The following is a 23,126-nucleotide window of genomic DNA, read 5'->3' as shown; positions in this document are numbered from 1 at the left end:
GCCCCCCGGCTGAGCAGTCCACTCCCCCCACCCCCGGGCCGGCACCCGCGGCGCCGCGCATCAATGCCGAGGTCGTCCGGCAGACGCCCCTGTACGCGGGGCTGGTGAAGATCTGGACGGAGCGCTCCGCGACGGTCCCCGGGGTCGCCGATCCGGAGTGGCAGCGGCTGGTGTCCTACCGGGCGCTGATGGAGGAGACCGAGAACGCGCTGACCGCGCTGCGGCCGCACCGGGCCCCCGATGTGCTGCCGGCGCGCCGACCGGTTCCGGTGCCCGGCCCGTACGCGGCGCAACTGGCGCCGGTGCACGGCGGGTTGCGGCCGGCGACGCGCCGCTGACGGTCCGGCCGGCGGGCCGTGGCATGCCGGTGGGCCCGGGTGCGGTACCCGGGCCCACGCAGGTGGCGAGGCGGCCGTCCGGTCAGAGCAGGCCGAGGAAGTCGAGGCCCAGCAGACCGCTGCGGCCCAGGCCGACGCCGCGGTCCTCGTGGGTGCGGCGGCGGGTCTCCTCGCGGCGCCCGGAGTCCTCGCGGCGGCCGAACTCGTCGCCGCCGCGTCCGAACTCGTCGTCGTCGCTACGGCCGAAGCCCTCGTCGTCGCGGCGGTCCTCACCGGTGCGGCCGAAGTCGTCGTCGTGCCGGGCGGCGGGACCGTGGTTGCCGTGCTGGCCGTGGTGCCCGTGCCGGCCGTCGCGGTGGCCGTGCGTGCCGTGGTGGCGGCCGTCGTGGTGGCAGCGGTGGTGCGAGTGGCAGACCGCGGTCCGGGAGTCGCCGGGAGCGGCGGTCGCGGTGCCCGCGGCCGGCACCGCCAGGGCGGCCGCGGCGAGGCCGGCCGCCGCGAGCCCGCGAGGAATCGAACGAAGCATTGTTCCACCTTTACTCGGCTGGGCAGAAAAGGAACATCTTCTGCAAACGTGACGATAAGGCGGTTATCCGGCGTCTCCGGGCGACCCGCCGGAGGGTCACCGGAACGCAGCACCGGCCGGGACGCACCGACAGGGGCGCATTCCGGCCACGGCAGGCGCCGTTCGGCGTCACGACTCCTGGGGCATGTCCTCCAGCAACGTGCCCAGCGCCCCTACCACCAGCCGGCACACGGTGTCCGGATCGGCCCCGGCCAGCGGCTCCTTGCCCACCACCACCCGCATCAGCCCGATGCCCAGCAGCCAGGCGAGCGCCAAATCACCGCGCAGCGCACCGTCGTCGGCCCGGGAGAGGGTGGCGAGCACATCGGCGTACTCGTCGCCAAGTCCCCGCAGCGCCTCGGCGATTTCGTCGCTGCCGCCGATGGACCGGAGGCAGACCTCCAGCGAGCGGTCGGTGCCGGGGCCGCCGCCCTCGGCGAGCATGCCGCGCAGCGCGACCTCGAACAGCCGCTCCGCCGGTGTCGTCCGCAGCTGTTCCTGGCCGCCGCGCGCCATCACCTCGCCGAACAGCGCCTTCTTGGAGCCGAAGTACCGGAACAGCAGCGCTTGGTTGACGCCGGCCCGGGCCGCGATGTCGCGTACCGTCGCGCGCTCGTAGCCCCGTTCGGCGAAGAGTTCCGAGGCCGCGTCGAGCAGCAGCCGCCGGGTGCCCTGCGCGTCCCGGCGGTGCTCGGCCGCCGGCTCCGTGATTGCCTCCCGCATCGCCACGTTTCCTTTCGTCGGTTGCCCGCCGGCCCGTCAGGCGGCCGCCGTAGCAGGTCGGAACGTTGACCGCAAACCATCGTTGACCGCCCCGAGCGCGCGTCCTACGGTATGTAAGCAGGTGCTTACACAAGGGAGGTCACCGTGACCACAGCCGACACAGCACCCCTTTCCTACCCCTTCAACATCCCCGAGAGCCTTGACCTTTCGGCGGAGTACGAGCAGGTGCGCAGCCGTCCCGGCCTGCTGAAGGTGCAGATGGCCTACGGCGAACCGGCCTGGCTGGTCACGCGGTACGCCGAGGCCCGGTTCGTCCTGGGCGATCAGCGGTTCAGCCGGGCGCTGGGGGACGAGCACGACGAGCCCCGGCAGTCCGAGGGGCGCCGCAGCGGCGGCATCCTCAGCATGGATCCGCCCGATCACACCCGGCTGCGCACCCTGGTGGCGAAGGCGTTCACGGTCCGCCAGGTGGAGAAGCTCCGCCCCCAGGTCAAGCAGCTGACCCGGGAACTGCTGGACGAGTTGGAGGCGGCCGGGCCGCCGGCGGACCTCGTCGACCGGTACGCGCTGCCCATCCCCGTCGCCGTCATCTGCCGGCTGCTGGGCGTGCCGGAGGAGGACCGGCCGCAGTTCCGGGTGTGGAGCGACGCCGCGCTGTCGACCAGCTCGCTGACCGCCGAGGAGTTCGAGGCCAACCGCGAGGAACTGCGCGCGTACATGGCCCAGTTGATCGACCAGCACCGCAAGGAGCCGCGGGACGACCTGATGACCGCGCTGATCGACGCGCGGGACGTCAACGACCGGCTGTCGGAGCTGGAACTGATCGATCTGTGCGTCGGGGTCCTCGTCGCCGGGCACGAGACCACCGCCACCCAGATCCCCAACTTCGTACTGGCCCTGCTGGACCACCCCGACCAGCTCGATCTGCTGCGCAACGACCTGTCGCTGATCAACGGGGCGGTGGAGGAGCTGCTGCGGTTCGTCCCCCTGGGCAGCGGCGCGAGCCAGCCGCGCTACGCCACCGAAGACATCGATGTCGGGGGCACGCTGGTACGGGCCGGGGAACCGGTCCTGGTCGCGGTGGGCGCGGCCAACCGCGACGCGCTGCGGTTCGACGCGCCGGGGAAGCTGGACATCCGGCGGGCCGGAAATCAACACCTCGGTTTCGGCCACGGCGTGCACCACTGCCTGGGCGCGCCGCTGGCCCGGCTGGAGCTCCAGGAGGCGGTCTCCGCGCTGATCACGCGGTTCCCCGGGCTGCATGTGGCCGGGGACGTGGAGTGGAAGACCGAGATGCTGGTGCGCGGTCCGCGCGTGCTGCCGGTGGGGTGGTGAGCGCGGTGGCGTGGAAAGTGGAGATCGACCCGGCGCTGTGCATCGCCTCGGGGTCCTGCCCGGGGGTGGCACCGGACCTGTTCGCGCTGGACGGGCCGCACGCCCGGCCGGTGCGCGAGGAGATCCCGGAGGACGAACGGGCGCTGGACGCGGCCGAGGTCTGCCCGGCGATGGCGATCACGGTGCGGGACGCGTCGGGGCAGGTCATCGGGCCCCGGCCGTAGGGGTCCGGCCGGGGGCGGTTTTTGGCGGGGCGCGGCCGGGGGCTGCGCCCCGCTTGGCGTGGTGTGCTGGGGGCGCGGGGGGCGTACGGGGGCGCGAGGGGCGCGCGGCGGCGTAAGGGGCGCGTGTCGACAGCTCGTTGACGATGTATCAGGGGGCAGGGGCCGGAGTCCGACGCCCCGGCTCGGCATGCACCCCTTGCCAAGCAGAGATCGTACGTGTTCGGATTATCTCTGCCGGGACGGCCCGGGGTGCCCCGCACCCCGCCGCATCGCCGCAGGTCGGCGCATGCCCGCCGGGCGAGCGGCGGTGTGCGCCGCGCCGTTCCCGGTTACGCGCCGACGACCACCCGGCCCCGACTCGCGCCCTGGAGGTCCCTGTGTCCGTTTTCCGCATGGCGCCGGGCTTCGGAGGGATCCGATGAAACCCGCCCCGTTCCGCTACCACCGCGCCCGCGACGTCCACGGCACCACCCGGCTGCTGGCCGAACTCGGCGAGGACGCCAAGGTGATCGCCGGCGGCCAGAGCCTGGTCGCCATGATGAACTTCCGGCTCGCCCGGCCCGCCCACCTGGTGGACATCGCCCCGCTGCGGGAACTGGACCGGCTCGGCCCCGGCCCCGGCGGCGCCCTGCGCATCGGCGCGCTGACCACCCATCACACCGTCGAGACGGCCCCGGACACGGTGCTGGGCCCGGGGTTTTCGGTGCTGCGCCGGGCGATGGGCTGGATCGGCCATCTGCCGATCCGTACCCGGGGCACGGTCGGCGGCAGCCTGGCGCACGCCGACGCGACCGCCGAGTGGTGCCTGCTCGCGGTCACCCTCGGCGCCGAGATCGTGGCCACCGGGCCGCACGGGGAGCGCCGCATCCCCGCGGACGCCTTCTTCCTCGGCCCGTACACCACCGTCCTGGAGCCGGACGAACTGCTCACCGAGGTTGTCTTCCCGCGGCCCGCCCCGTACGCCGCGCTCACCGAATTCGCGGAGCGGAAAGGGGATTTCGCGCTCGTGTCGGCGGTGGTGGAACTCGACATCGCGGCGGGCCGGGTGCGCGGCGGGCGGGTGGGGCTCGGCGGGGTGGCGCCGGTGCCGGTGCGGGTCCCGGAGGCGGAGGCGGTGCTGGCGGCCGGCGGTTCGTTCGCCGAGTGCGCGGCCGCGGCCGCGGCGGCCGCCGACCCGCCCGGTGACACCAACGGCAGCGCGGCGTACCGGACGGCGCTCATCCGGTCCCTGGTCGAACGGGCCTGTGTGGAGGCCGCGGCGGGCACGGCAGCGGCGGCTACGGGGACGGCGTCGGCTACCGGGACGGCGCGGAAGACGGTGTCCCGGTGACGCGGGCGGAGCACGGCGCGCGGGACGGCGGGCGGCTGGTCGGGCGGTCGGTGCCGCGCCGGGAGGATCCGCGGCTGCTGACCGGCCGCGGGCAGTTCGTGGACGATCTCACGCAGCCGGGCACGCTGCACGCGCAGTTCGTCCGCAGCACGGTCGCGCACGGGGAGCTGACCGGGGTCGATCTGAGCGCGGTGCGCGCGGTGCCGGGGGTGGTCGCGGCGTTCACCGCCGACGACCTGCGGCTGGGCGATATCACCGCCCTGCTGGACCGTCCGCGCGGCGAGTTCGTGCCGACCGCGATGCCGGTGCTGGCCCGCGACCGGGTGCGGTACGTCGGCGAACCGGTGGCGATCGTGGTGGCCCGGGACCCGTACGCCGCCGAGGACGGGGTGGAGACGGCCCGGGTCGCGTACACCGCGCGGCCGCCGGTGACCGGCGAGGACGTAGCGCTGGCGGACGGTGCGCCGCTGGTCCACGACGAGGCCCCGCGCAACACCCTCGTGGACGTGCGGCTCTTCGCCAGCGAGGGCATCGACGAGATCTTCGCGGCCGCCGACCGCGTGGTCCGCGTCGAGGCCCGTACCGGCCGGCAGAACGCCCTGCCCCTGGAGACCCGGGGCGCCCTCGCCCACTGGGACGACCGCGAGGAGCAGCTGGTCATCCGGACCTGCACGCAGATCCCGCACCAGGTCAGGACGGTCGCGGCGCGCTGTCTCGGGCTGGCCGAGCGGGCGGTGCGGGTGGTGGTGCCCGATATGGGCGGGGGTTTCGGGCTGAAGTGCGTGGTGGGGCGGGAGGAGATCGCCGCGGCGGCGGCCGCGCTCCGGCTGCGCCGCCCGGTGAAGTGGATCGAGGACCGCAAGGACGCGCTCACCGCGTCGTTCCTGGCCCGCGAGCAGCACTACACGGCGCGCGCCGCGTTCGACGCCGCCGGCCGGATCCTGGCGCTGGACGCGGACGTGGTGTGCGATATGGGCGCGTACTCCTGCTATCCGTTCACCGCGGGCATCGAACCGCTGATGGCCGCCGCGGAGATGCCGGGCGTCTACAAGGTGCCGGCCTACCGGGTGCGCGGCCGGGCCGTCGCCACCAACAAGGCGCCCTCCGCGCCCTATCGGGGCGTGAGCCGCCCGCAGTACGTCATGGTGATGGAGCGGCTGCTCGAACGGGCCGCGCGGGAGCTGGACCTGGACCCGGTGGAGATCCGCCGCCGCAATCTGATCACCGACTTCCCGTACACCGGCGTCAACGGCATCACCTACGACCCCGGCTCGTACCGCGAGTCGCTGGACCTGTGCGAGCGGGCGCTGCGTGAGGGGGGCTGGTACGAGCGGCGGCGCGCGGCCCGCGCCGAGGGGCGGCATCTGGGCATCGGCTACGCCTGCTTCAGCGAACGCACCGGCTACGGCACCGCCGCCTTCGCGCAGCGGAAGATGGCGGTGGTGCCCGGCTTCGACCTCGCCGAGGTGCGGATGGATCCGGGCGGCGCGGTCACCGTCACCACCGGGACGATGAGCCACGGGCAGAGCCACGAGACCACGATGGCGCAGATCGTGGCCGACCGGCTCGGCCTGGAGCTGGCGCGGGTGAAGCTGCACCAGGGGGACACCGACCGGATCGCGTATGGCTGGGGGACCTTCGCCAGCCGGTCGATCGCGGTCGGCGGCAGCGCCGTACGGCTGGCGGCCGGGCGGCTCGGCGACAAGCTGCGCGCCCTGGCCGCGGCCCGCTGGGGCATCCCCGCCGAGGAGACCGCGCTCGGCCGCGGCGAGGTCGTCCGCCGCGACGACCCGGGCACCGCGCTCGGCTATCCCGAGCTGGCCGAACTCGCCTACCTGCGCGCCGATCTGCTGCCCAAGGGCACCGAACCGGGCCTGTCCGCCACGGCCGCCTTCGACGTCTTCACCGACGGCACCTTCTCCAACGCCACCCACGGCGCCGTCGTCGAACTCCACGCGGACACCGGGCGGGTGGAGATCCTGGCGTACGTGTGCGTGGAGGACTGCGGGGTGGCGATCAACCCGCGGGTGGTGGAGGGCCAGTGCCGCGGCGGGATCGCGCAGGGCATCGCCGCGGCGCTCTTCGAGCAGGTGACGTACGACGCCCAGGGCGAACCCTCGGCGACCAGCTTCATGGACTACAAGGTGCCCACCGCGCACGAGATTCCCGAGGTGGCCATCCACCATCTGGAGATGCCCTGCGCGTTCACCGAGACCGGCGCCAAGGGGGCGGGCGAGGGCGGCACGATCGGCGCCCCCGCGGCCGTCCTCAACGCCGTCAACGACGCCCTGCGCCCGGCCGGTGTGGAACTGGACGCCACGCCGATCACCCCTGAGACCGTGCACCGCGCGCTGCACCCCCGGCACTACCAGGAGAGCACCCGATGACGAGTACGCCCCCACCCGCCGGCACCTCCCCCGGCGCCGCGCCCCTGGATGGTCCCGAGCTCCAGCTGATGGTCCTCGACGTGAACGGGGAGCAGCACGAGGTGATCACCGAGCCGCGCCGCACGCTGGTGGACGTGCTCCGCCACGAACTCCGGCTCACCGGCACCCATGTCGGCTGCGAACACGGCATCTGCGGCGCCTGCACCGTCCTGCTCGACGGCCGGCCGGTGCGGGCCTGCCTGATGTTCGCGGCGCAGGCGGAAGGGGCTCGGGTCCGGACGGTCGAGTCGCTGGCGGTGGCAGGGGGGTCGGAGAGCGGCACTGCCTGTGCCCCGGAAGGCGGGCCTCCGGCCCCACCGGGCGCCGGTGACCGGCTCAGCGACCTCCAGCAGGCGTTCCGCGACCACCACGCCCTCCAGTGCGGCTTCTGCACCCCCGGCTTCCTGATGCTCGCCGAGGGGTTCCTCGCCGAGCGGCCGGATCCGGACGAGGCCGAGATACGGGAGGTGGTGGCCGCCAACCTGTGCCGGTGCACCGGCTACCAGCCCCTGGTGGAGGCGATCGCGCACTGCGCCGCGGCCCGGCGCGCCGCGCGGGACGACCGGCCCGCCCCACGGAAGGAGAAGTGATGCGGCTCAGCAACACGGTGCCGGTGGCGGCGCCCCCGGACGCGGTCTTCGCGCTGATCAACGACGTCGAGCGGGTGGCGTCCTGTATGCCGGGCGCGGTGCTGGACGGCCGGGAGGGCGACGCCTGGCGGGGCCGGGTGCGGGTCAAGGTCGGGCCGGTCACCGCCGCGTACGCCGGCACGGTGCGATTCCTCGAGAGCGACGCCGGCCGCCGCCACCTGCGCGTCCAGGCCCGCGGCGCGGACGCGCACGGCAACGGCGACGCCGAGGCGGAGGTGGCGCTGACCGTCGCCGAGGCACCGGACGGGGCGCGGCTGGAGCTGGTCACGGACCTGATCGTGCGCGGCAAACTGGCGCAGTTCGGCAAGGGCGCGATCGGCACCGTCTCGACCCGCATCCTGGAGCAGTTCGCCCGCAATTTGGGCGGGCTGCTGGACGGGGAACGGGACGCGGGTCCGGCGGGCGGGGCGGCGGCCGGGTCGGCGGACCCTGCCGGCGGGGCGCCCGGCCCATCGCCGCGGCCGCAGGAGACGACCGCGGTCGGTGGCGGTGAACTCGACGGCCTGTCACTCCTGGTTGGGCCCGCCGCCGCACCACTACTGGCCAAATACGGCCCGCTGGCCGCCGCGTTCGCTGCCGGAGTATTCGAGGGCTGGCTGCTGGGCCGGCTCGCGGGAATGCGCCGGGAACTGAAGACGCTGCGGCGGGGCCGGTCGTGAGTCGCCAGTAGCCGACCGCCAGCTGCGAGCCGGCCTTCCACCGGTCCTCTCGCCGGCCCCTTCGCCGGCCCTTCCACCCATCCGTTCCGCCTGTTCCGACTGTTCCCTCTGTTCCGACTGTTCTGACTGTTCCATCCGCTCCGACTGTTCATGGGCTCCCCCGTCCGTTCATTCATCCAACGCCTCGCGCTGTGCGTGCGTTCCCTGCGGCGCTCTGTCCCGGAAGCGGATGCGGTGGCCGGTCCGGCGCACCGTGATTGAGTGGGCCCCATGGCTGACGAGACCATTCCCTCCGCGCCCGGGACCGCCTCGGCCCCCGTTGGCGCCGCATCCGGTACGGCGATCCCGCATGCCCTGACGGCCGCGCCCGGCTATCAGGTGCGCCGGCTCTACCAGGCGTATCTGGCCGTGTGGGTGCGCGCGGTCGATCCGACGCTGACCGGGCCGCAGTTCGCGGTGCTCACCGCGGTGGCCTCGGCACCGGGGCGCGACCAGCGGTCGATGGCGTCGGCGGTGGCGCTGGACACGTCCACGATGGCGGATGTGGCCCGGCGGCTGGAGACCCGGGGCCTGATAGTCCGCCGTGCCGACGCCGCCGACGGGCGCCGCAAGCTGCTCTTCCTGACCGGGGAGGGCGAGCGGACGCTGCACGCCGCCCAGGAGCGCGTCCGGCGGCTGGACGAGCGGCTGCTCGCGCCGTACGACGCCGGGCAGCGGCCCGAGGTGCTGCGGCTGCTGACCTCCCTGGCCGACCACTGGGAGGGCTTGGCCGGGGAGTTGTGACCCGGGGAGCCCGGCCGACACCAGCGCCCGGTATGCGAACCGGCAGCCCATTGACGGCAGTTGGGCTGCCGCCACCGGGCGAGCCGACCCCACCCCTCCCCCGGCACTCCGTGCACGCATGACACAATGTGCCGGCCGCGGCGCCCTGTTGGCCCGTTCACCGGCGCCAGGGTCCGTCCGGTATTACGGGCCGGGCTCCGCCGCGGCCGGCCGACGGCAGGCCGACCAGGACGGCCGGCCGGGCAAGCGGTACGGCTCCCGCGATTTCAGGTATGGGGTGACAGCAGCAGTGCGTCGACGGGTCTTCCTCTCCCGTACGGCCGGTACCGCGGGCGCGGCGGCGTTCGGGCTCGCGGGGTGCGGGTCCGGGGCGTCGTCCGGCGGCACCGTGCGGCTGTCGGTGCTGGCGGCGAGCTACGGCGACACCGTGGGCTCCCCGATCGTGGACCGGTGGCACGAGTTCATCGCCGCCTTCGAGAAGAAGCACGCGAACATCCGGATCGCGCTGGAACTCGTCCCCATCGAGAAGATCGACCGGACGCTCGCGGACCGGGTGAAGGCCGGCCGGGAGCCCGATATCGCCCAGTCGTACGTCTTCGCCGATTACGCCGCCGCCGGCCGGCTCTACCGGGCCGACGACCTGTTCAGCCTGACCGCGCAGGCCGATTTCCTCACGCCCTTCGCGCGGGCGGGCGAGCTGAACTTCACCGAATACGGCATTCCGTTCCTCGCCAGCACACCGCGACTCTTCTACCACAAGGGACATTTCGCGCGGGCCGGGCTGAGCGGGCCGCCGACGTCCTGGTCCGAGCTGCGCGCGGCGGCGCAGGCACTGAAGGCGGTGGGCGTCCCGATCCCGTACGGGCTCCAGTTCGGCCCCGAGGCGGCCGAGGACGAGGCGCTCGCCTGGATGCTGGGCGCCGGCGGCGGCTACGGCGGGCAGACCGGTTACGACTTCGTCCGGGAGCCCAACGCCGAGGCGCTGCTCTGGGTGAAGGAGCAGCTGGTGGCCCCCGGGCTGGTCAGCACGGACCCGGCCCGGTTCAGCCGGACCGCCGCGTATGCCGCCTTCCTCAAGGGAGAGGTGGGGATGATGCCGGCCCACCCCATGCTCCTGAAGGCGGCCGACCGGGCCGGTGTCCCGTACGGACATACCGGCTTCCCGATGAAGGGCGGAGGCGCGGCGGCCCCGGTGGGGCTCAGCGACTGGCTGATGGCGTTCAAGCGGAACGGCCACCGCCGGGAGTGCGCGGCGTTCCTCGCCTCCCTCTACAGCGACCGGGCGGCGACCCGCTTCGCGCAGGGGCAGGGAACGCTGCCGGTCACCGTCTCGGCTTCCCGGGAACTGCGGTCCCAGCCGTCCCAGCGCGCCTTGTGGCCGTTCATCGACCAGATGCCCAAGGCGGAGTTCCACCCCGTCGGGAAGAGCTCCTGGCCGCGGATACGCGACACCCTGCGGCGGCGGATCGGCGCGGCGGTCATGCCGGGCGGCGCCCCGCGGGCGCTGCTGAAATCGCTCCAGGAGGAGGCGGAGCGGGCGGAGGCGGCGCACCCGGAGGGCGGGACCGGCTAACCGGGGTGGCGTGGCCGGTAGCCGGACGGCATCCGGTCGCGCGCCCGTTGGGCCCCTCCCGCTTCCCTTCCCGGGGCGAGGTGCGACGATGGGGCCTGTCATGGATGCGGGGCACGTTCTCAGGGGGCTGCGCGCCGCGGTGTTCGCGGCGGTCTGCGTGCTCCTTGCTGCGCTCGGGCACGCGGTGATGTCGGATGCCGCCGTGCCCGGCTGGATGCTGCTCGCGGCCGGTCTGGCCACCATGGCCGGAGCCTGGTGCTGCACCGCCCGAGAACGCGGCCCCGTATGGGTCGGGTTGTTGACCGTCGGCACCCAGGCCGCGCTGCACAGCGCGTTCTCCCTGGGGCAGGCGGTGGCGGACACCGGCCTGGACCACGCCTCCCTGGCCCGTGAGTGGGCCCGCACCTGGCTGTGCGGCGCCCAAGGGCTCTCCGTCGCGGACATCGACGCGGTGCGGGCCGCGTCCCCGATGGGGGCCATGGATCCGACGGGCTCGATGGCCTCGATGGATGCCATGGGCCACATGGATCACATGGGGGCCATGGACCACATCAGCTCCATGGCGTCGGCGTCATCGATGGCCTCCCCGGCCTCGATGGCGCACACCGGCATGTCCGGGATGTCCGGCACGCCCATGGACATGCACGGCAGCGCCACCGGCATGCTCGCGGCGCACCTCTTGGTCGCACTGCTCAGCGCCTGGTGGCTGTGGGGCGGTGAACGGGCGGCATTCCGGCTCGTACGGTGCGTGTCCGCCTGGCTGTTCGCGCCCCTGGTGCTGGTGTTGCGGGCGGTGCTGCCCGCCGCCCGCCCGGTGCCGCGCCCCGCCCGCCAGGAGCCGCGGTGCGCGGTGCGGCAGCTGCTGCTGGCTCATGCGATGTCCTTGCGGGGTCCGCCGCGTGGACCGGCTGTCGTCTGACAGCACGGTCGGATTTCCGAGCCGATACGACGGACGGGCGTACGGGGCTGCCGCCCCGCGCCCGGTGTACCGGCTCCGACGTCACCGGTCGCCCGCGCCGTCGCGCGGTGGCCGGATCACGCGAAGGACTCCAGAGGACTCCAGATGATGATTCCTGTCCGGATGCCGGTGGCGCCGCCGCCCGCGTCCGTTCCCAGTCAGCGGGCGGCTCGCGGCGGGCGCCCGGCGCTCACCGGCCGCTCAGCCCGCCCGTCGTCCCGGCCGGAGCCGGGCGAGCAGCGCCTCCACGGGGGCCGGGCCGCCGGCGGGGGGCGGCGCGTCCCCCTGCGGCGCGCACGCGCTGCCGATGGCCGAATCGAGGGCTCGCGCCCGGACGTCCCATTGACGGCAGTCCCGGCAGCCCGCCAGGTGGTCGTCGAGGCGGCGGGGGGTCAAACCCGGAGGCAGCGCCTCGCCGTCGAGGCGGGCGGACAGTGCCGTACGGATGCGCGAGCAGTGCATGCCCCCATCCTCCCCGAATTGGTCCGTACCGGGGAGGGGCGGTTTCGGCATGCGTGACGACGAGAGGGTGACCGGCTGGGCGCTGGCCGCCCGGGACGGTGACGACCGGGCCGTCGAGCAGTTCGTCCGGGCCACTCAGCTCGATGTGCGGCGGTATGTCACGCATCTCAGCGGCGAGGCCCAGGCCGCCGACGACCTGGTGCAGGACACCTACGTGCGGGCGCTGCGCAGCCTGCCGCGGTTCGAGGGGCGTTCGTCGGCGCGGACGTGGCTGCTGACGATCGCCCGGCGGGTGGTCGCGGACCGCATCCGGACCCACGCGGTCCGGCCGCGGCTGTCGGCGACCGAGGACTGGCAGTCCGCCGCCGAACGGGTCCAGCCGCGCGGCGTCCCTGGCTTCGAGGAGGGCATCGCACTGGCCGAACTGCTCGCGTCGCTGACGGCCCAGCGCCGGGAGGCGTTCGTTCTGACCCAGCTCCTGGGGCTTCCGTACGCGGCGGCGGCCGGGGTGATGGGCTGCCCGGTGGGCACGGTCCGCTCCCGGGTGGCGCGTGCTCGGGAGACGCTGATCGCCTTGCTGGCGGAGGCGGAGGCGGAGATGGGGGAAGAGCCGGAGAGCGGGGCCGTGGCCGAGAGCCGGGTCGATGAGGCGGAGCAGCGGCAGCCGCGGGTGGGGGTCGTTTCGGCGCACGGAGTGCCGTACCGGAGGCCGGTACCGGGGCCGGTGCCGGTGCCAGGGCCGGGTGACCGGCGGCCGCGCCGGCTCGCCACCGCGCTGGCCTGACCCGCGGGGCGTTCGGTACGGCGGACCGGTGGAGCTCATGGGCGGAGGGCGATGCTCTCCGCCCATGGGCCCCGCGGGTTGCCGGGACGGGCGTGGCGCGGGCAGGGGGACGGGCCCTGCGGCCGCCGGGAACACCCATGCATGAGGTGCCGATGGGACAGCTTCCTGTCAACTTCCTGTCGACGTGCGCGCTTCGCTGCGGCTTTTCGCCTTGTACTTGGCGAATGGCACCATCGACGTGGACCTGCTCGACGCTCTGCTCGAAGGTCTGAACTACCGTCCCTTCCTCTTACGGTTCGGCTCGGCCATGGAGCAGGGTGGAGCCGGGAAACCGAACTCCACGGCCCGTGAACGAGCCAATGGCCGATGCTGGCGCCAGACCCTAGGGGACTCCCCTGACCCTCGTCTCCGGGAACCCTGATCGCGTTTCCAGGGCTTTCCCTGATCCTCAACTCCCGTCCGTCTCCGTACGGTTGAGACATGAACCGACAGACCCCTCGCACCGAGGACTCGCCGGGTCACTGGCCAGGGCGTACGGCCCGGGCCCGGACGGTGAGAGGTGGGCTGTCACGGAAGTGGAGGGTGAAGGTGAGACGGTCACCGGGCACGAGGCGGGGCGGCGGGCTGACCATGATGTCGAGGGTGGTGGGCGCCATGGCGAGCGAGCCGCCGGCCGGGATGGTGGCGCCCCGGACCATGGACATCGACCGGGCGTTGCGCCCGATGGAGATATCGCGGCTGAGCATGGTGCGGTGACCGGGCGGGCCGGTGACGGCGGTCAGGACGTCGTCCGCGGTGCCGGTGTTGCGGATCGTGAAGAAGGCCGCGGTCGCGTCGTTCCCGGCGGGGATCAGCACGCGCCCCTCGGCCGCGGTCAGCCGGGCGGGGGTGCCGGCGTTGCCGGTGGTGCTCCAGGCGGTGAGAGTGCCCAGGGTCACCAGGCAGGTGAGGACCGGCACGGCGACGGCGACCAGGCGTGAGCGGCTGCGGTTGTTCATGCGCTTTCCCAAGTGACGTTATGACGCGGTGAGTTGGCGCGTCGGCGGCCGGCGTGAGTGGCGGCGGGCGGCTGCCAGGCACGCAGTCGCAGGCTGTTGCCGACGACGAGAAGGGAGCTGGCGGACATGGCGGCCGCCGCAAGCATCGGATTGAGCAGTCCGACGGCGGCGAGCGGCACGGTGACGAGGTTGTAGCCGAAAGCCCAGAGGAGGTTGATACGGATGGTGCCGAGTGTGCGACGAGCCAGGCGTACGGCATCGGCGATGGCCTGGAGGTCCTCGCGGACGAGAGTGACATCGGCGGCGCCGATCGCCGCGTCGGTTCCGCTGCCCATGGCGATGCCGAGATCGGCGAGGGCGAGAGCCGCCGCGTCGTTGACCCCGTCGCCGACGACGGCCACCCGGCCGCCCTGCTCCTTCAAGGTCGTCACCAGCGCGGCCTTGTCCTGCGGACTGGCCTGGGCGTGGACTTCGGTGATCGCCAGTTGCCGGGCGACCGTCCGGGCGGTGGTCGCACGGTCGCCGGTGGCCAGTACGGGCCGCAGGCCCAGTCGGCGCAGATGGTCGACGGCACGGTATCCATCGGGCCGGAGGGCGTCGCCGATGGCGATGACGGCTTCCGGGGTGCCGCCGACCGTGACGAGGACCGACGTGCGGCCTGCGGATTCGGCGGCGCGGACGGCGTCCGGGAGCGGTTCCGGGAGGCCGGCGAGATCGTCGGGCGGCCGGACGACGGTCACCGTCTGCCCGTCGATGGTGCCGCGGACGCCGAAGCCGGGCGTGGCGGTGAAGTCGCGGACGGCGGCGGCCGGGGCGAGGGGCCGGCTGGGCGCGCGGTCGCGGGCGTACGCGGTGATGGCGCGGGCCACGGGATGTTCCGAGCCCTGCTCGACGGTGCCGGCGAGCCGCAGCACGTCGTCCGCGTCGCGGCCGTGGTCCCGTACGGTCAGATCGCTGACGGCCATCCGCCCGCTGGTCAGAGTCCCGGTCTTGTCCAGGACGACGGTGTCGATCCGGCGCAGGCGTTCCAGCGCCCGGGGGCCGCTGACCAGGATGCCGAGCTGGGCGCCGCGGCCGGTGGCGGCCAGCAACGCGGTCGGGGTGGCCAGCCCCAGGGCGCACGGGCAGGCGACGACGAGTACGGCGACCGCCGCGGTGACCCCGGCTTGCGGGTCGGCCCCGGCACCGAGCCAGAAGCCCAGTACGGACACCGCGATGGTCAGGACGGCGGGGACGAAGACCGCGGCCACCGCGTCCGCGAGGCGCTGTACCTGGGTCTTGCCGGTCTGGGCGTCCTCGACGAGCCGGGTGATCCGGGCGAGTTGGGTCTCCGCGCCCACGGCATCGGCCCTGACCTCCAGCAGGCCACCGGAGTTGACCGCGCCACCGGTGACTTCCGAGCCCGGACCGACCTCGACCGGGTGGCTCTCGCCGCTGATCAGAGAGAGATCCAGGGCCGAATTGCCGGTGAGGACGGTGCCGTCGGTGGCGACGCGTTCGCCGGGGCGGACGAGGAAGCGGTCGCCGACCCGGAGTCCGCCGATGGGGATACGGCGTTCGGTGCCGTCCGGCCCGCGTACCGATACCTCCTTGGCGGCCAGTTCCGCCAGGGAGCGGAGGGCGGCACCGGTGCCGTAGCGGGCCCGGGCCTCCATCCGCCGCCCGGCCAGCACGAACAGCGGTACGCCGACGGCGGCTTCCAGGTAGAGATGCGCGGAGCCGTCACCGGCCGTGGGCAGCAGGCTGAACGGCATGGTCATACCGGGCGCTCCGGCCCCGCCGAGGAACAACGCGTAAGTGGACCAACTGAAGGAGGCGGCGACACCCAGCGATACCAAGGTGTCCATGGTCGCGGTGCCGTGCCGCAGACCGCGCAGCGCACGGAGGTGGAAGGGAGCCGCGCCCCATACCGCGACCGGGGCGGCCAGCATGAAGCAGAACCACTGCCAGTTGCGGAACTGCCAGCCGGGGACCATCGACAGGGCCAGGACAGGAAGGGAGAGCAGAGCGGTCACGAGCAAGCGGTGCCACTCGGCGCGGGCCCCGTCGTCACCGCGGGAGCCACCGGCGCCGCCCGCGACGGGGAACGGCTCCCCATCGGCGGGATCGGTGGGCCGGCGCTCGGGGGCGGCCCCCGTAGCGGAGGGCTGGGGGTGTTCGGCCGGGGCGTGGGGTTCGGCCGTCGCCTGGCGTGCGGGTTCGGTTGGGACGGCGGGTTCGGGGAGGCGGGCGGTGAAGCCGGCGGCCTCGACGGTGGCGATGAGGTCGGCGACGGAGACAGAGAGGGGGTGGGTGATCCGGGCCCGTTCGGTGGCGAGGTTCACCGAGGCGGTCACGCCGTCCAGCCGGCCGAGCTTCCGCTCGACCCGGCCCACGCAGGCGGCACAGGTCATTCCGCCGATGGTGAGGGTGGTGGTGAGAGTGGTGGTGGTGAAACTGGTGGAGGTCAGGCGACCGGTGTCGGTGGGGTGATCGGTGTCGGTGGGACCCGCCTCGGTGGTTGGGCCTGCCTCGGTGGTCGGAACCGTCTCGATGGTTGGCACCGTCTCGGTGGTCGGCACCGTCTCGGTGCTGGGGCCGGTTTCGGCGGTACGGCCGGTTTCGGTGGTGGGGGCGGTGGTGTCGGCCGGAGGGGCCGTGGTCGGGCGGGGCCGGGGGTGGTGGGCTGTCAACGCCGTACTCCTTGTGTCGCGGAGCCCTGGGCCGGGGCCTGGGCCTGGGCCGGAGCTGGGGCCAGGGCGGAGAGGACCGAGGGCGAGGCCGCGGCGCGTGGTGTGTCGGTGGTGGGGGTGGGGGTTCGCGGGGCGCCCAAGGCGTCGGTGCCGGACGGCCCGTTCGTCCCGTCCATCACACGCATGCCGCTCGACGCATGCATGCCGTCCGTCAGCTCCTTGCTGCTCACCGCTTCCTTGCTGCTCACCGCTTCCTTGCCGCTCAGCACTTCCTTGCTGCTCAGCACTTCCTTGCTGTTCACCACTTCCATGCCGCCCATCGGGCCCATGCCGTCCATCTCGTTCGTGCCGGGCATGTCGCCGGTGTCGCCGGTGGTGGGGCGTTCGCCGGTGCCGGGGTGGGGGCGGTCGGCGGGGTGGAGACCGGGGGCGACCGGGCCGGCCGCGCGGCCCACCGCGTACGAGAGGGCGAACAGCACGGCCAGGAGTGCGACGAAGCCGAGGACCGGGCGGGCCGGCAGCAGTCGCCGGAGTGGGAGGAGGGGGACCGAGGTCCGGGGGCGCGCTGCGCGTTCGGGCGGGGAAGCGGAGATCGCGGGGGTGGTCATCGCGTCATCGTGGCAGGTGGGAAAGGGGGTGAAAGGCCGATCGGGGGCCGTTCGGCGCGTGAGGTTTGTCCTGTCCGTCCGGTGGAACCGGGTGCGGTCGCGGGCCGACTAACTGGGTTTGCCCGGGGCCTACTTCGGCGCCGTGTGCGCCTGCCGTGCGGAAAAATCTCGCGGCTCGGCGGGAACTGCGGCCGTGGTTCGCCCGACCTCTGAGACACCGTGCCGGACGGGTGCGGTGTGCCGAGGAGAGGAATGGCTGATGCCACGGGACCTGGCGCGGGCGCACGAGGAGCGGTGGGACCTGGTGGCCGTCGCCGGGATCTGCTCGTTCCTGGCCATGTTCGATATGAGCGTGGTGACGGTGGCGGTGCCCGGCATCGCGTCCGGGTTCGGCGTCCCCGTATCCGTCGCGCAATGGGCGGTGCTGGGCTACCAGTTGCCGGTGGTCGCCCTGCTGCTGCCGGCCGGGCGGTGGCTCGACCGGGCGCCGCTGCGGCCGGTGGTGCTCGGCGCACTGGCCGGATTCGGTTTGTGCGGGGCGGCCGCCGCCGCTGCCCCGGCCGCCGCCGTGCTGATCACGGCGCGGCTGTGCCAAGGAGCGTGCGCGGCGGCGCTGTTCGTACTGATGCCGATGCTGGCGGCGCGTTCCGTACGCCCGGAACGGCGCGGGCGGGCGATGAGCGTGCCGGCCACGCTGGGACCGCTCGGGGCCGTCACCGGGCCGGCGCTGGGCGGCGTGCTGCTGGACCACTGGGGCTGGCGCGCGGTCCTGCTGGTGAAGCTGCCGCTGTGTGCGGTCGCGTGGTGGCTGGCCCGGCGCGGGCTGGCTCCCGGCGGCCGGCTGCCGGCGCCCGGCCGGGCGGAGTTCCGGGACGCGGCGCTGGTCGGTACGGCGGTGGCGGCCCTGCTGCTCGGCCTGACGTTCGCGGAGGGCGGCTGGGCCGGCGGTGCCGCCCCGGTGCTGTGCGGGCTCGCGCTGATACCGGGCGTGTGGTGGGCGCGGGGCGCGGGCGGGCGGCGGGTCCGTGCGGCGTTGCGGGAGGCGGGTACGGGCGGGGCCCATGGTGCGGTGCTCCTCCTGGCCGCCGCGTTCGCCGCGGTCCACTTCCTGCTGGCGATCCACCTCCAGCGCGCGGAGGGCGTCTCGGCGTCGGCCACCGGGCTGGCCCTGCTCGCCTTCCCCGCCGCCATGGCCGTGGCCGGTCCGGTCGGCGGCCGGCTCGCCGACCGCTTCGGTGCCAGGCCGATAGCCGTGACCGGCGCGGCGCTGGTCACGGTCGGCTTCGGCCTGCTCGCCGCCGCGGGTGCCTGGCCACCGCTCCAGGTGAGCTGGCGGCTGGCGGTGGCGGGGCTCGGGATGGGCCTGTACGGCGGGCCCGTCCAGCTGATGGTGATGAATGCGGCGGGGCCGGAACGGATGGCCACCGCCGGTTCGACGGTGCAGCTCGCGCGGAGTGCCGGGTTCACCCTGGGCCCGGCGGCGGGCAGTGCCTTGGGGAGTCTGGCCGGACTGCGTACGGGACAGGCACTGGCGGCCGGGGCGGCGTTGCTGGGGGCGCTCTTGCTGCTGGGCCGGTGGCCAGGGGGGCGGCGGGGGGCGGGAGCCCCCGGGGCGGCGAGGACGGAGGTACCGGTTCCGGTACCTGTTTCCGTGCCTGCTGTACCGGAACCCCCTGCTTCCGCGCCCGCTCCGACGCCTGGTTCGGCTACGGCTACGGCTCCTGGTTCGGCTGCGGCATCGGCATCGGCATCGGCGCCAGAGCCTGAGCCGGGGCCGGAGTCGTCGGAGGTCATAGCCTCTCCGCCGCCGACGTCACCGCCGCCGCGAGCTGCGCCTTGAGCGACGGGCGCGGCTCGGTCTCGGTCTCGGTCTCGGGCGCCCAAGCGGGCCCGGGCACGGCTTGGCCTCGGCCACCGGAGCGGCCCTCGGCCACGGCCGGGGGCGGCATGGGCCACCGTAATGGCTTGGGCAGCGTCCGGCCGGCGGTCGGCGCAAGGTACGGATCACGGTCCTGTTCCTGGCCACTCCCCCGGGCTCGGCGCCCCGGCCCCGGTCCTGATCAGGTTTCCGTTCCCGGACTCGGCCAGGTACCGCTCGCCGCCCAGGAGTTGGGCCTCGACCTGGTCCCCGACGAGACCCCAAGTTGCACGGACCAGGACCACAGGCCCCCGAAGCCCGAAGCCGATGCCCGCACCGTCCCTGCCCCGCTCGTTCCTCCAACTCGCCTCGCTCGCCGCCTCATTCGCGTAACGCGAACCCCCCCACCACCCAACCCCACCCCTCCGCCCGAAAGGCAGGCCGTAGATGTGCGGTATCACCGGATGGATCTCGTTCGGCGAGGAACCGGGGCAGCGGCCCCGCGTCATTGAGCGGATGACCGACGCGCTGGCCGCTCGCGGGCCCGACGCCTCGGGCATCTGGCTCGGCCCGCACGCGGCGATCGGGCACCGGCGGCTGGCCGTCATCGATCCGGACGGCGGGGCGCAGCCCATGACGGCGTCCGCAGGAGGAATAAGGGACGGCAGACCGGTACCCGTGCCCCTGGGGCGCCCCCAAGCCTCCGCCACCTCCACCCTCGCCCACGACCACAGCCCCACCAGCACCACCAGCACCAACACCCCCGGCCAGATCGTCCTCACCTACAGCGGCGAGGTCTACAACCACCACGAGCTGCGTGCCGAACTGCGCGGCCGCGGCCACGAGTTCCGTACCCGGAGCGACACCGAGGTGGTACTGCGCGCCTACCAGGAGTGGGGCGCCGGGCTGGCCGGGCGGCTGACCGGCATGTACGCGTTCGCCGTGTGGGACGCGGATGCCCGGCGGCTGCTGCTCGTACGCGACCGGATGGGCGTCAAACCGCTGTACTACGCGCGGACGCCGGACGGCGGGCTGGTCTTCGGCTCGGAGCCCAAGGCCCTGTTCGCGCACCCCGATTGCGCGCCGCGGGTGGACGCGCAGGGGTTGCGGGAGGCGTACGGCCTGGTGTTCGGGACGGGGGCGACGCTGTGGGCGGGCGTACGGGAGGTGCCGCCGGGCGGGCTGCTGGAGTTCGACCGCGACGGGCTGACCGAGCGCTGCTACTGGCAGCTGACGGCCCGCCCGCACGGCGACGACGACTTCGCGGCGGCCACCGAGGAGGTCCGCCACCGCCTGGAGTACGCCGTCCGCTCCCAGCTGGAGGCCGATGTTCCGCTGTGCAGCCTGCTCTCCGGTGGCCTCGATTCCACCGTCGTCACGGCGTTGCTCGCGGACGAACTCCGGGCGCGGGACGGGGCCGGGGCGCGGCTGCGGTCGTACGCGGTGGACTACAGCGACCAGGCGGAGCGTTTCACCGGCGATGTGCTGCGTACCGGGCACGACGCGCCGTACGCGGTGGAGGCGGGCGCGCACATCGGCACCGAGCACCGGACCGTCGTCCTGGATCCGCAGGCGCTGCTGGACCCCGGGCACCGCGCGGCGGTGGTCGCCGCCCGGGACTCGCCGATCGGCGTCGGCGATATGGACACCTCGCTCTACCTGCTGTTCGGCCGGATCAAGGAGCATTCGACGGTGGCGGTGTCGGGGGAGGCCGCGGACGAGGTGTTCGGGGGCTATCCGTGGTTCCACAGCCCCGCGGCGCTGGCCGCGCCGGCCTTCCCCTGGCTGCTGGTGACCAGCGACGAGGCGGCCGTACCGCTCCATCCGGACGTGGCCGGGACGCTGCGCATCGGCGAGTTCCAGCGCGACACCTACCGCACGGCGCTGGCCGCCGTACCGCACCTGGACGGCGAGGGCCCGGCGCGGCGCCGGCAGCGGGAGATGCAGCATCTGTCGCTGACCCGGTGGCTGCGGCAGCTGCTGCACCGCAAGGACCGGCTCAGCATGGCGCAGGGCCTTGAGGTGCGGGTGCCGTACTGCGATCACCGTCTGGTCGAGTACGCGTTCAACGCGCCGTGGGAGCTGCAGTGCCACGACGGCCGGGAGAAGAGCCTGCTGCGGGCCGTGGGCACCGGGCTCGCGCCGCGGTCCGTGCTGTGGCGGGCGAAGAACCACTATCCGGCCACCCACCACCCCGACTACAACCGCGGGTTGCAGAAACTCGCGCGGGAGGCGCTGGACGCGGCCGGCGGGCGGGTGCGGGATCTGGTCGACGCGCGGGTCATCGGGTCCGTCCTGAAGACCGAGCCGGAGCGGCTGGAGTGGGGGCACCGGCTGCGGCTGGAACGGGTGGTGGACCTCGCGCTGTGGCTCGAACGGTACCGGCCGGAGATCACGGTGTGAGCCCGGTCCATGAACCGGCCCGTGAACCGGCCCCCATGAGCCGACCCGTCAGTCGGTCCATGAGCCAGCCCGCGAACCGGCCCGCGAACCGGCCCTCGCTCCCCCTGCCCTCAACTACCCACACCTCACCTCCACACCACGCCACACCACACCGCCCATCCCTCCTGAAGGAGACGACGTGAAGCCCAACGGTTCACCGGACACCGCCGTCCGGACGCACGCCCCGGCCTCAACTGACCGGAAACACCTTGGAGATCACGACGCCGCCACCGTGGACCCGAGAGTCCCGGACGCACCGAAAGCCCCCCATGGCCTGAGAAACTCCGACGACCCGAGAGAACTCGACGACCCGATAGACATCGATGACCCGATAGCCGTCGCGGACCCGATAGACAGCGAGGACCCAGTTCCCCTGGTGGAGCTGTACGGGCCGGAGTACAAGCGCGACCCCTACCCCCTGTATGCCGAGCTGCGGGAACGCGGGCCCGTTCACCGCGTCCGCTTCCCCAGTGGTGTACGGGCCTGGCTCGTCACCGGGTACGACGCGGCGCAGCAGGCGCTGACCGACCCGCGCCTCGGGAAGCACCATTCGCGCGGTAACGCGGCCTGGCGGGCGCGGGCGTCGATCATGCCGGAGCCGCAGCACTCCCAGCTCCAGGTCCATCTGCTGCACCAGGATCCGCCCCGGCACACCGCGATGCGCCGGATGATCACCGATGCCTTCGCGCCACAGCGCGTCGAGGCGCTGCGCCCGCGCTTCCAGGAGATGGCCGACGCGCTGGTGGACCGCTTCCCGGGCGCCGGCCGGGCCGATCTCGTGGCGGACTTCGCCGCCCACTTCCCGTTCCGGGTGCTGGCCGAAGTGATCGGGCTGCCCGCGGAGTTCGCGGTGCGCTTCGACCGGGACTGGGGGAAGGTGGTGCAGCCGGTCGGGCCCGAGGACCCGGGCCGTCCGGCGTACGAGGCGCGGCTGCGCGGGCTCCAGCAGTACATCGCCGACCTGGTCGTCCACAAACGCCGGCTACCGGGCGAGGACCTGCTGTCCCGTCTGGTGGCCGCCCGGGACGCCGGCGAGCTGACGCCGGAGGAGCTGGATTCGATGATCTTCCAGCTGCTGGTCGCCGGGCAGGAGCCGGTCACCAACCAGATCACCACGGCGGCGATCACCCTGCTGCGCCACCCGGACCGGCTCGCCGAGCTGGCGGCCCGCCCGGAGCTGCTGCCGCGCGCGGTGGAGGAACTGCTGCGCCACGACGCGGCGTTCGAGCTGACGACGTGGCGGTTCTTCGCCGAGGACAGCGATCTGCACGGGACCCGGATCCCGGCCGGCGACTCGGTGATCGTGTCGCTGTGCGCCGCCAACCGCGATCCGCGGCGGTTCGCCGACCCCGACGCGCTCGACTTCGACCGCTCCCCCAACCCGCATCTCGCGTTCGGCCAGGGCATCCACTTCTGCCCGGGGGCGGCGCTGGCCCGTATCGAACTCCAGATCGCGCTGGGCACCCTGGTGCGGCGGCTGCCCGGTCTCCACCTGGCCGTCCCGGAGGACGAGCTCCAGTGGATCCCGGCGGTGCTGACCCGGGGAGTGAACCACTTGCCGGTGGCCTACGGGACGGACCCCGCGCCGCCGCCCCGTTGCCCAATGGCCCGGCCCACGGCCCCGGCCCCCTCCCACGACTCCCGCAACTCCCACAACTCCCACAACTCGCACGACTCCCACGGCATACCGGGCGCGGCATGCTGACCCCGCCCGCCCCCACGGACCGCCGCCCCGGGA

20 protein-coding genes are annotated in these 23,126 nt (G+C 73.8%); 14 read left to right on the top strand and 6 right to left on the bottom strand.

Annotated features, from left to right (window positions below; all coding sequences use genetic code 11):
- The coding region (locus tag ADL22_RS32735) for a hypothetical protein (RefSeq protein ID WP_066988139.1) at positions 1-338 on the top strand (338 nt) is incomplete at its 5' end.
- An 82-nt stretch (positions 339-420) separates the two neighbouring features.
- Here ADL22_RS32735 and ADL22_RS32730 read toward each other — a convergent pair.
- Together ADL22_RS32730 and ADL22_RS32725 are read right to left on the bottom strand one after the other, a co-directional pair.
- On the bottom strand, positions 421-864 hold the full coding sequence (locus tag ADL22_RS32730; RefSeq protein WP_066988130.1) for a hypothetical protein: 444 nt from the start codon (positions 862-864) through the stop codon (positions 421-423).
- A gap of 168 nt (positions 865-1,032) precedes the next feature.
- Positions 1,033-1,626 (bottom strand): TetR/AcrR family transcriptional regulator, encoded by a 594-nt coding sequence (locus ADL22_RS32725; RefSeq protein WP_066988128.1) that lies wholly within the window; start codon positions 1,624-1,626, stop codon positions 1,033-1,035.
- Between the two features lie 144 nt (positions 1,627-1,770).
- Between ADL22_RS32725 and ADL22_RS32720 the strand changes: the two genes are divergently transcribed.
- The 9 genes from ADL22_RS32720 to ADL22_RS32680 all read left to right on the top strand — a co-directional run bounded on the left by ADL22_RS32720 (position 1,771) and on the right by ADL22_RS32680 (position 11,525).
- Complete coding sequence (locus ADL22_RS32720; protein ID WP_066988126.1) at positions 1,771-2,961, top strand: cytochrome P450; 1,191 nt, start codon at positions 1,771-1,773, stop codon at positions 2,959-2,961.
- 5 nt (positions 2,962-2,966) lie between these two features.
- On the top strand, positions 2,967-3,185 hold the full coding sequence (locus ADL22_RS32715; protein ID WP_066988137.1) for a ferredoxin: 219 nt from the start codon (positions 2,967-2,969) through the stop codon (positions 3,183-3,185).
- 418 nt (positions 3,186-3,603) lie between these two features.
- Positions 3,604-4,515, top strand: a complete 912-nt coding sequence (locus tag ADL22_RS32710; protein WP_079064609.1) for an FAD binding domain-containing protein — start codon at positions 3,604-3,606, stop codon at positions 4,513-4,515.
- Complete coding sequence (locus ADL22_RS32705; RefSeq protein WP_066988124.1) at positions 4,512-6,902, top strand: xanthine dehydrogenase family protein molybdopterin-binding subunit; 2,391 nt, start codon at positions 4,512-4,514, stop codon at positions 6,900-6,902. Before ADL22_RS32710 ends, ADL22_RS32705 begins: the two co-directional genes overlap by 4 nt.
- Positions 6,899-7,531 (top strand): (2Fe-2S)-binding protein, encoded by a 633-nt coding sequence (locus tag ADL22_RS32700; protein WP_079064608.1) that lies wholly within the window; start codon positions 6,899-6,901, stop codon positions 7,529-7,531. The genes ADL22_RS32705 and ADL22_RS32700 overlap by 4 nt, the downstream gene beginning before the upstream one ends.
- Complete coding sequence (locus ADL22_RS32695) at positions 7,531-8,250, top strand: SRPBCC family protein (RefSeq protein WP_066988122.1); 720 nt, start codon at positions 7,531-7,533, stop codon at positions 8,248-8,250. The genes ADL22_RS32700 and ADL22_RS32695 overlap by 1 nt, the downstream gene beginning before the upstream one ends.
- Positions 8,251-8,520: 270 nt before the next feature.
- Entirely contained in the window at positions 8,521-9,033 is a 513-nt protein-coding gene (locus tag ADL22_RS32690; RefSeq protein ID WP_066988120.1) for a MarR family winged helix-turn-helix transcriptional regulator, read from the top strand.
- A 277-nt stretch (positions 9,034-9,310) separates the two neighbouring features.
- Positions 9,311-10,606, top strand: a complete 1,296-nt coding sequence (locus ADL22_RS32685; protein ID WP_234430951.1) for an extracellular solute-binding protein — start codon at positions 9,311-9,313, stop codon at positions 10,604-10,606.
- Between the two features lie 100 nt (positions 10,607-10,706).
- Entirely contained in the window at positions 10,707-11,525 is an 819-nt protein-coding gene (locus ADL22_RS32680) for a PE-PGRS family protein (protein ID WP_066988134.1), read from the top strand.
- Positions 11,526-11,765: 240 nt separating this feature from the next.
- On the opposite strand, the gene ADL22_RS32675 is transcribed toward ADL22_RS32680, so the two are convergent.
- On the bottom strand, positions 11,766-12,026 hold the full coding sequence (locus tag ADL22_RS32675; RefSeq protein WP_066988116.1) for a zf-HC2 domain-containing protein: 261 nt from the start codon (positions 12,024-12,026) through the stop codon (positions 11,766-11,768).
- A gap of 49 nt (positions 12,027-12,075) precedes the next feature.
- On the opposite strand from ADL22_RS32675, the gene ADL22_RS32670 reads away from it, so the two are divergent.
- Positions 12,076-12,810: a sigma-70 family RNA polymerase sigma factor gene (locus tag ADL22_RS32670; protein WP_066988114.1), complete on the top strand. Its 735-nt coding sequence runs from the start codon at positions 12,076-12,078 to the stop codon at positions 12,808-12,810.
- 518 nt (positions 12,811-13,328) lie between these two features.
- Here ADL22_RS32670 and ADL22_RS32665 read toward each other — a convergent pair.
- From ADL22_RS32665 to ADL22_RS35875, 3 genes are all read right to left on the bottom strand, one after another.
- Complete coding sequence (locus ADL22_RS32665) at positions 13,329-13,808, bottom strand: copper chaperone PCu(A)C (protein ID WP_066988113.1); 480 nt, start codon at positions 13,806-13,808, stop codon at positions 13,329-13,331.
- A complete protein-coding gene (locus ADL22_RS32660) occupies positions 13,805-16,201 on the bottom strand; it encodes a heavy metal translocating P-type ATPase (protein ID WP_066988132.1) in 2,397 nt (798 codons plus the stop codon). The genes ADL22_RS32665 and ADL22_RS32660 overlap by 4 nt, the downstream gene beginning before the upstream one ends.
- Positions 16,202-16,476: 275 nt before the next feature.
- A complete protein-coding gene (locus tag ADL22_RS35875) occupies positions 16,477-17,088 on the bottom strand; it encodes a hypothetical protein (RefSeq protein WP_066988111.1) in 612 nt (203 codons plus the stop codon).
- 259 nt (positions 17,089-17,347) lie between these two features.
- Here ADL22_RS35875 and ADL22_RS32650 point away from each other — a divergent pair, with 259 nt between their 5' ends.
- The 3 genes from ADL22_RS32650 to ADL22_RS32640 all read left to right on the top strand — a co-directional run bounded on the left by ADL22_RS32650 (position 17,348) and on the right by ADL22_RS32640 (position 23,093).
- Positions 17,348-18,928 carry an MFS transporter gene (locus ADL22_RS32650; RefSeq protein ID WP_234430950.1) on the top strand — a complete coding sequence of 527 codons (1,581 nt, stop codon included), beginning with the start codon at positions 17,348-17,350 and terminating at the stop codon, positions 18,926-18,928.
- Between the two features lie 465 nt (positions 18,929-19,393).
- Positions 19,394-21,349 carry an asparagine synthase (glutamine-hydrolyzing) gene (asnB, locus tag ADL22_RS32645; protein WP_066988109.1) on the top strand — a complete coding sequence of 652 codons (1,956 nt, stop codon included), beginning with the start codon at positions 19,394-19,396 and terminating at the stop codon, positions 21,347-21,349.
- Between the two features lie 370 nt (positions 21,350-21,719).
- A complete protein-coding gene (locus ADL22_RS32640) occupies positions 21,720-23,093 on the top strand; it encodes a cytochrome P450 family protein (RefSeq protein ID WP_107116462.1) in 1,374 nt (457 codons plus the stop codon).
- The last annotated feature ends 33 nt before the right edge of the window (positions 23,094-23,126 follow it).

Source organism: Streptomyces sp. NRRL F-4489 (assembly GCF_001509485.1).
Lineage (GTDB): Bacteria > Actinomycetota > Actinomycetes > Streptomycetales > Streptomycetaceae > Streptomyces.
Note: the sequence above shows the minus strand (reverse complement) of the source record. Positions and strands in the feature narration are given on the sequence as shown.